This is a genomic window from Chamaesiphon sp. VAR_48_metabat_403 (assembly GCF_031422475.1).
Lineage (GTDB): Bacteria > Cyanobacteriota > Cyanobacteriia > Cyanobacteriales > Chamaesiphonaceae > Chamaesiphon.
The window spans coordinates 20,585-28,055 of sequence record NZ_JANPLS010000241.1; the positions used below are offsets into that span (position 1 = coordinate 20,585).

The 7,471-nt window shown below is 49.0% G+C and carries 3 protein-coding genes; all 3 read left to right on the forward strand.

What is annotated here, in order from left to right; genetic code table 11:
- Positions 1-47 precede the first annotated feature (47 nt).
- Positions 48-1,586 carry a methyl-accepting chemotaxis protein gene (locus RMO79_RS11380; RefSeq protein ID WP_310483273.1) on the forward strand — a complete coding sequence of 513 codons (1,539 nt, stop codon included), beginning with the start codon at positions 48-50 and terminating at the stop codon, positions 1,584-1,586.
- Between the two features lie 119 nt (positions 1,587-1,705).
- Complete coding sequence (locus RMO79_RS11385; protein WP_310483274.1) at positions 1,706-4,966, forward strand: response regulator; 3,261 nt, start codon at positions 1,706-1,708, stop codon at positions 4,964-4,966.
- Between the two features lie 128 nt (positions 4,967-5,094).
- The gene (locus tag RMO79_RS11390) at positions 5,095-7,122 is read left to right on the forward strand and encodes an NAD(P)H-quinone oxidoreductase subunit 5 (RefSeq protein WP_310483275.1); all 2,028 of its coding nucleotides are present in this window, start codon (positions 5,095-5,097) and stop codon (positions 7,120-7,122) included.
- Positions 7,123-7,471 lie beyond the last annotated feature (349 nt).

A 7,471-nucleotide genomic window follows, 5' to 3' on the forward strand; every position in this document is an offset into this window, starting at 1 on the left:
ACTCCTTACTCCTTACTCCCATCTCCTTACTCCCATCTAGTAAAATTATGACTCCCGAACGACCGACAATTTCCCCGATCGAGTCTTTTGTCCAAAAGCACCTAGTCAAGACGATTATCATCTCCACTTGTCTAAATTTGGGATTGACGGGGGCTGCGACTTGGAATGTATATAAGACATCACCCCAGTTAGAAGTAAATGCCTCCAATCCTCGCACTACATCTGCAAATGAGCTTCAAGCCCAAAGTCAGGCTAGATCGAACGCGATCGTTTTAGAAGTACTCAGCCTGGGTCTATCGATCGTGATGGGTGTGTCGATCGTGCTGGTAGTTAGCAGCTATATTCGCGATCGAGAACGAGATCGCCAGTCTCTTGAAACATTTCAAGCCAGTTTAGTCGCGCTCAACGACAAACTTCAGCAAGAAGACCAATTGCTGTCCGAGCAACAGGCGCGATTCGCCCAAGAAAATGCTACTCTCCAAACAGATATCAGCCATATTCTCGATATCGTCAACTTGCTCGAAGATGGCAATCTGACTATTCAGGCTGATGTCAACGAAAGATCGACTGGGCTGATTGGTGATACGCTCAATCGGACGATCGAGTCGTTACATCAGATTATTAGCGTAGTCGTATCCAGTGCCGATCGAGTAGTTCTCAATGCGGTGGGACTAGAGGAATTAGCGGTTTCTACCGCTAATCAAGCGCAGAACCAAACTAGATCGATTCAACAGATCGAAATGTCGATCGCCCAAGTCAATAGCCTCAGCGAGAACTCCTATCAGCAAGCATTAGCAACTACCGATGCCGTAGAATTGGCTCAAGCCGCGCTGAGTGAAGGTCAGCAAGAAATGAGTGAGATGGCCGATGGGATTGCTTCGCTCCAGCAAAGTACCGAGCAGATTGTCAAACGGGTGCAGACTCTGAATGAATTTGTCGAATTAGCCGCGCAGTTTTCCAAAGATCGCAAGCGGGTAGCCGCACTGACGCGAGTACTAGCCTTGAATGCTTCGTTACTTTCAACACGGGCATTAGCAGAGCGCGATCCCGCTCAGTTTGCCAGTCTGGCGCATGAATTTAAAACTATTGCCGATCGCGTTAATGAATTATCAGAAGATAATAACACCAGTCTGGCTGCACTCCAGCATCGTACCAACCAGATTCAAACTGTGACTTCCGGACTCGATCGAGATATCGCCGATATCGATCGACTAGTCCAAAAATTCACAGATGAGATGGGTAAATCGCGTCAGGCTTTTACCAATATTCAACTAGTAACCGATCGAGTAGCCATCGTCGGCGAACGAGTCAGTAGTTCCAGTCAAGATATCATCCAGGTGGTTGGCGACACTCTGACCGCAATTCAGGCGATCGGAGTTATCGCTCAAAACACCGAACACAAAGCAATCGCCACTCAAGAACAGATCCAAATCACCAAACATCTGGCGCACAATCTACTCGATCGAGTCGAGTTTTTTAAATTGCACGATGCCACGCCCAGCGAACTTCACAACTTTTTACCACCCGCCGATTCTACCGTCGTCAAAAATCCAGCAGCAGTATACGAACTACTCTTGCCCTCTTAGATTCGATTACCTACGGTAGGCTACGCCAAAGATCGGGTTACTTATTACTCATTACTTATTACTTATTACTTACTGCTCGATCGACACCCCAATTCACCCTAAGTTTACCCAACATCGCGATGACACCCGACAATTCAGCCGAAGCACAATTACAGCAAGAGTTGCGGGAAATGTTTCTCGTCGATACCCAGCAACAACTAGAAACATATTTTGACACCATCCAACAATTGCAACCAGCATCGTGGATTGCGGATATTCAGTCGATTTACCGGGCGATTCATACGATCAAAGGTGGTGCAGTCACGGTTGAAGCAAATAGTATGCTGTATGGAGCGATCGCGCTCGAAGATTTACTCTCAGATTTACGATACCTAGAAATTTCACCACCGCTCGATGATGGCGATTTGGGCAAAATACTACTAGAAGCTGGCGAACTGCTGGCTAGTTGTCTGGAACTTTCGGAGCCAGCTAATTATGGCGATTTAGAGGATGGCGAGCGCACCCAGTTGACAATCCAACGACTGCAAACTCTTCACGCTCAGGTTAAAACCCGCTATTTACCAGACTGGAATGAAATGAAGCAAGTTCATCAAGAATTTGCCGAACAGGGTTTCGATCTAGTGGTTTTGGATCTAGAAATGGAATTAGCTAATATTCCAGATCGGGGTGATATTCCGCCGCAAATTATGAGCGCGGCGCAAGCTGCGATCGACCAACTTACACATATTGGCACCGAACTCGAATTAGATCGAGGCTGGACGCTATTACTGCAACGTGGACAGCGGTTAATTGACAATCCTCATGGCTCATTATGGCGATCGATCTGGCTGCCATATTTTCAGGTACTCAAAACCTGTATCAAAAATAGTGGTGAGATTAGCGATGCCGAACTCGATCGATTAGATGCTTTAATAATTACTACCGCTGAAGCTAGTCTCGTCCCAGCTATTGAATTAGATATTCTTAACGATCCTATTCTGGATCTCTCGATTCTCTTCCAGAGACGCTACGCGAACGATCTTGGCGATATTTCGATCGAATCTACTGACACACAGCAGGAAGAGTTATCAGGCTTACTAGATGACTTCTTCCTAGACGAAGAAATAGCTCCAGTTGCGGCAATTACCCTGCCGATTGCCGAGTCAGTCATGCTCGATGCTACGCCATTAGCAATCGAGTCTAATCAGGATTTGTCAGGCTTACTAGATGACTTCTTCCTAGACGAAGAAATAGCTCCAGTTGCAGCAATTACCCTGCCGATCTCGGAACCAGTCATGCTCGATGCTACGCCATTAGCAATCGAACCTAATCAGGATTTGTCAGGCTTATTAGATGACTTCTTTATCAATGAAGATCTTGAAGTCGATGTACCTGAGATCGGGCCAGAAACATCTGGCTCAGACACAGCGATCGCTTGTTTTACCGAATCAGCCGAATTAGATGAATTCGATTTAATTGCATTAATTGAAGATGAATTATTTGCGACTGCCGAGCCAGTTGCCGCCATCGTAGATCCCCAGATCGCGACTAATACGGCGGTAGAAGTCAAACGGGGGATTTCGATTCCCGTACCCCTCGAACGGTTGGATCGATCGGCACAACAAGTAGTAGATACATTACTCACAGCCCGCGCGGTGGCGAACGTCTCCAACCGTCTCCAATCTCAACTGAGCCAATTGAGCGTACTAACTCAAGAAAGTTCTCAATTTGTCACCAGACTGCGCCAACTTCAAGATAACTATGCCTTACTCCGCAATCTCAGCGACGATCGCGACTCTAGCAATAACGTCTCGATCGAACGTTATCGTCAAGGTTATACCACGATCGTCCGGCTGCTCGAAAACATGCTGCGGATGTCAGAATTGGGTCAAGAAATCGAAACAACCGCTTATCAAAACCACAGCCATCTCGACGATCTCGATCGCAGTATTCTCCGTCTCAAGGATGGAATTGAAACCAGTCGGCTCGTCCCATTTCGGAATCTCACGCTCCGCGCCAAGGCGATCTTACGCGATCTGACCAATCGTTATGGCAAACCCGCCGAACTGATCGCCCAAAACGAGCAAGTAGAATTAGATGCTGGCATCGTGCAGCAGTTGGAACCAGCACTACTCCACCTATTACGCAATGCCTACGACCACGGTTTAGAAACCGTTGCCCAACGGCTAGCCGCTGGCAAACCAGAGCGAGGGACGATTTGGGTTTCGCTCCAGCGGCGCGGAAATCGCTATCGGCTAGAAGTCGAAGACGATGGTAAGGGGATCGATGCCCGCGCCATCGAGCGAATTGCCACATCGAAAGGATTCCCGATTGCCAAAATTTCGACACCTAGCGAATTATTAGCCGTCCTCTGTCAGCCAGGATTTAGCTCTAGCAGCACTGTCAGCGAAGTATCGGGGCGGGGTGTCGGGATGGATGTCGTCGTCGCTCAGATGGCGAGTATCGGCGGCAAATTAAGCCTGGATACCGAAATTGGTCGCGGTACTAAGTTTACGATCGAAGTTCCGGCACCGCAGTTATTAGTGCCCTGCGTACTGTTCCAAGTAGGCGATCGCACTGTGGCTTTCCCCACCGAAGAAGTCCTCGAAACTGCATTACTAAGTTCGATTGCTGCCACAATGTCTACAGATGATGTTGGTGTATGTGCCTGGACGTTGACGACCAATCGCGGTGATGTGTCTGGCTTCGATTTAGCTAATTATTGGCAGTTTGCTACTCGATCGCTCCCCGATACCGCCGTTTGTATTCGGACTCGTCAAGGTACTAATGGTGTCGAAATTTGGTCGATCGCCGACGACTTACTCGGACAAGCCGAACTGCTCATCAATCCCTTACCCAGTCCGCTAATTGCCCCAGCAGGACTACTCGGAGTCAGCCTCCAATCGGACGGTCGATTAATTTCGATCCTCGATCCGATCGCACTGACAACCAAACTTGCCAAGGGTGGCGAGCGCACCACCGATTATGGTCAGGATACGATCGCTGCCGAGCGCATCAAGTCTTCTAGCCCAGTCATTCTCGTCGTCGATGATGCCGCCCTGATGCGCCGCCGTTTTGAAGCCAGTCTTCAGACTTATGGATTTATCACCTATACCTGCAACGATGGTCTAGAAGCTCTGAATTGGCTGCAAACCAATCCGCAGCCAGATTTAATGATTACCGATGTCGAGATGCCCAATATGGACGGGTTTACGCTAATCGATCGCATCCGTCAAACCAACACCGAGATGCCGATTCTGGTTGTTTCTTCGCGATCTTCGGCAGAATGGAGTAAAGAAGCGCGGCGACTGGGTGCGAACGACTATCTCAACAAAGGGTTCTCGACCCCAGAAATGCTTCAAAAAGTTAATTCACTATTAGGATTGGTGACAAAAGTTTAATTGCCGGGGTGGGGATCGGTATAATTGCTCATAGAACACCCGATCGACGGAATGTTCGCTTATTAGCAGCCAAACTTTGACAATAAGTTAGCTCGTCCGTCCTTAGTTATTAGATTTTGCTTACATACATGGAACCACTATACGATTACGCCTGGTTGATTCCAGTATTTCCCCTTGCTGGGGCAATGCTAGTCGGATTGGGATTGATTTCACTCAATAAATTTACCAACGGACTGCGAGATCTCAATGCAGTTTTAATTATTTCCTTAATGGGGGCAGCGATGGTTGCCTCCTTCGCTTTGCTTGCCAGTCAATTTCAAGGACACCCCGTTTACGCGCAATCGTTTGAATGGGCATCTGCTGGCAGTTTTCACCTGAATATGGGTTACACGATCGACCATCTGACATCATTAATGTTGGTGATTGTGACGACTGTTGCCATGTTGGTGCTGATCTACACCCACGGGTATATGTCCCACGATCCCGGCTACGTGAGGTTTTACGCTTACTTGAGTTTATTTAGCTCCTCGATGCTGGGCTTAGTAATTAGCCCCAACCTCGTCCAGGTATATATCTTCTGGGAATTGGTCGGGATGTGTTCCTACCTGCTAATCGGCTTTTGGTACGATCGTAAAGCCGCCGCCGATGCCTGTCAAAAAGCTTTCGTCACCAACCGCGTCGGCGATTTTGGCTTACTATTAGGGATGCTCGGACTCTACTGGGCGACTGGTAGTTTTGACTTCCAAATTATCGGCGACAGACTCCAAGAATTAGTCGCATCGGGCGCAATTGGCGGCGGTTTAGCCGCCTTATTTGCGATCCTCGTGTTTATGGGACCAGTTGCTAAATCCGCTCAATTCCCGCTCCACGTCTGGCTTCCCGATGCAATGGAAGGCCCGACCCCCATTTCCGCACTGATCCACGCCGCCACGATGGTAGCCGCAGGCGTATTCCTAATCGCGCGGATGTATCCCGTCTTCGAGGGCATCCCCACCGCCATGAATACGATCGCCTGGACGGGCGCAGTTACCGCCTTTCTGGGTGCTTCGATCGCGATTACCCAAAACGATATCAAAAAAGGTCTTGCCTACTCCACCATGTCCCAACTGGGCTATATGGTAATGGCAATGGGTGTCGGAGCCTACTCCGCAGGCTTATTCCACCTGATGACTCATGCTTACTTCAAAGCCATGATGTTCCTCGGTTCCGGTTCCGTCATCCACGGCATGGAAGAAGTCGTCGGACACAACCCCGCTCTCGCTCAGGATATGCGCCTAATGGGCGGCTTGCGGAAATTTATGCCCGTCACCGCTAGTACCTTCTTTATCGGTACCCTCGCAATTTCGGGTATTCCCCCCTTCGCTGGCTTCTGGTCTAAAGACGAAATTCTCGGTGCCACATATGCCGCAAATCCGCTGCTCTGGGCAGTTGGTTTTGCCACCGCTGGGGTTACCGCGTTTTATATGTTCCGCATGTATTTCTCGACCTTCGAGGGCAGTTTCCGGGGCAATGACAAACAGATTCAAAAGCAATTACTCGCCGCTGCCCGTCCGAGTGGTGCCGATGCCCATGACGACCACAGTCATGATGATGCCCACGGTCACGCTCATGCCTCCAAACCCCATGAATCTCCCTGGAGCATGACCTTACCCCTAGTCATTCTCGCCGTTCCTTCCGCCCTGATTGGCTTAGTCGGTACGCCGTTTAATAACTACTTCGAGGCATTTATTTCCGCCCCCGGACATGCGGTAGAACACGCCCACGAATTCGATCTCAACGAATTCTTAGTTATGGCAGGTAGTTCCGTCGGCATCGGTCTAATTGGCATCACTCTAGCATCGCTAATGTACCTCAGCCGCAAAATCGATCCGAGTGCGATCGCATCCAAAATTCCCGCACTATATAATCTGTCCCTGAATAAGTGGTACATCGACGATATTTACAATAGCGTCTTCGTCATCGGCTTGCGCCGCATCGCCCGTCAGGTAATGGAAGTCGATTACCGCGTCGTCGATGGTGCGGTGAATCTGACTGGTTTAGCCACATTACTCGGCGGTGAAGGTTTAAAATACCTCGAAACCGGACGCGCTCAATTCTACGCCTTGATCGTGTTTGGCGCAGTATTGGGTTTAGTTATCGTGTTTGGAGTTACCTAGATTTAGTTAGTCGATTTATCTCCTAAATCCCCCGCTTTGATGGTGGGTGAGCTGCGGAGATCTACCCACCCCGCCCGTTGGGCACCCCTCCGAGGAGGGGATTTTTTTGGCTGTTGGTAGGTAGTGGAGCAATTGCTGATGAGACTCAATGCAAACAGAGTTATCTCAATCCATCAACTCCCAATACGCTTTTTGTTAGTCAGCGACTGAAGTCGCCGCTAATGATGCAAAGTCCGCCTACACGGACTAATGTCAGAAAGATCTCTACTTAAACGAACCGTATTGGGGGCAATGCATGACGGGTTTGTACAAAAGCTTACACTAGAACTAAGACTAAGAATGTTACTGG